2 protein-coding genes and 1 pseudogene are annotated in these 1,853 nt (G+C 53.6%); all 3 read left to right on the top strand.

Annotated elements, in window-relative coordinates:
• Positions 1 to 310 precede the first annotated feature (310 nt).
• Positions 311 to 697 carry a BPSL0067 family protein gene (locus tag H7U20_RS29880; RefSeq protein WP_199762774.1) on the top strand — a complete coding sequence of 129 codons (387 nt, stop codon included), beginning with the start codon at positions 311 to 313 and terminating at the stop codon, positions 695 to 697.
• Between the two features lie 6 nt (positions 698 to 703).
• Entirely contained in the window at positions 704 to 1,147 is a 444-nt protein-coding gene (locus H7U20_RS29875; protein ID WP_199762773.1) for an STY0301 family protein, read from the top strand.
• Positions 1,148 to 1,218: 71 nt separating this feature from the next.
• A pseudogene (locus tag H7U20_RS31145) lies at positions 1,219 to 1,356 on the top strand (DUF932 domain-containing protein); the annotation flags it as partial.
• Positions 1,357 to 1,853: the final 497 nt, after the last annotated feature.

Raw genomic sequence — 1,853 nt, 5'->3', positions numbered from 1 at the left:
GGCCAGCCCCGCGCGCCGAGGGCGCGCGTTGTACCTCTAATCAAGCTCAGCATCCGCCGCCACCAAAGCAAGCACCTCACCACCAATCTGGCCTTCCAGATCCCCCCGCAATGGTTCCGCTCGTGTCCAAAAGTCAAACCTGACCTTCGCGCCCGTAACCATTGCGTCTGTTTCTTGCGCAGCATGAACTGCAACAGCCATTGTGCGGACTCAAGCATGCGATTGTGCAAGCGGAGGAGGATCAGGCTTTTGGGCCGCGCTGGCTGCGGCTCGGTGATGCTCGATTCCTCATTCCCGAAGGAGCGAAAAAATGCCGTATATTTATGCAGCTGCGCGCGAGTTGGTTGGTAAGCCCAAAGTCGGGGATTTTCAATGTGTAGCCTTGGTGAGGCACTTTACGAACGCTCCGCCAACCCTATCGTGGCGCCAAGGTGAAACGGTCCTCGGAAACAAGAACCTGCTTCCCGGTACTGCTATCGCAACCTTTGAACATGGGCGCTGGCCAAGTCTAGCAAGAGGCAACCACAGCGCGCTTTATCTGGGGCAAGTGTCCGATGGGATTTATGTCGTTGATCAGTGGCCAAATAACGGCACGGACAAGATTGAAAAACGGTTTATTCGCTTGAAGAAGAGATATGCAAACGGAATCTATGAGACGCCTTCCGACAATGCCGCCGCCTTTTCTGTTATCAGATAGCAAGCCATGAACGGATCATCCGAAGATAAATCGCAGGTGCTGCTGCTGGGCCTGTTAGCCTTTGTTCAGACTGCTGCGGCGGCGCCACACCAGATCAGCTGTCCGGCTGAGGTGGCCCCTTCAGCTATTCAGCTGGTCACGCCAGGGTGGACGCCGCACGTCAAATTTCCGGTGCCGCTCAGAGCGGCGGTGGCATCGGGTGGACCGCCGGAGCAGGAGGCAAAGCTGGTCGGCGAAACGAACTGGAGCAGAGGCACGTCGGAGTGGTCGACAACCTACACGTTCGGGGAGATAGGCTTCCCGGATGGGAAATGGATCGATTGCATTTATGGGCGCGATGCGCAATTCTCATTGTCAAAACGGCTAGCAGATGGCGTAAAGGAATGTACGATTACGGTCCTGAAAGTGAACAGGGGGCATCAGATAAATGTCAAAATTCTTTGCAAGTGAGGGGATTGTTTGGGGCGTTACAGGTCGAAAAAAAGTTTCGGCAACCGAGATATCGTGCCGCATGAAATCAGCTCAACTCCGTGACGGAGTTTGTTGACCATGAGCGGCGAGCGCGAAGCGCCGATCATCGACTGGAGTCTGCATGGTTTGGGCAAGGTGCGACACTAAAGGAAAAGGCACTTGAACAGGCGTTGGCAATGATTGCTTGAAGTAATTTCATGACTGCTTTTACGTGTTTGTATATGGTCTATAGAGTGCAGAAGTAGAGGGGCAACATACGTATAGTCCGGGTCATCGTCGCAGAAATTTCCTTGCGCCGATGACTCGATCCTTGTAGCGGTGAACTGCTCATGTCGGACGGTATTGTATCGCCTCGCCTCGCCAGTACGGGGACACCAGAGACGACGAAAGCAAATTGTTTGACCGAGTTGCGATCACGGTACATTTGGCTTGGTCATCGCGATTGAGCCATATGCTTTCCAGATAACAGTATCGAGCTCTGCCAGATTCTTGGCGGGATAATTTGGTTTTTGCGCGAGTGACAACCTCAACTTGTTGGCTAGGTCGATGTAGTAGGCACCCTCGCTTGAATTCCGCGGTGCTCTAAACTTGTTGGCCCCCTGTGTCAGGATAGTTGTCGCGTCATCTGATTTCTCGTAATCGTACAGGGGGCGGAGCAAAGACGGGCAGTGAAACACTATTCAGC

This window comes from Rugamonas violacea, from assembly GCF_016461825.1.
In the GTDB taxonomy this organism is placed as follows: Bacteria; Pseudomonadota; Gammaproteobacteria; order Burkholderiales; family Burkholderiaceae_D; genus Rugamonas.
The sequence above is the reverse complement of the archived record's forward strand: the minus strand, read 5'-3'. Positions and strand labels throughout refer to the sequence as shown.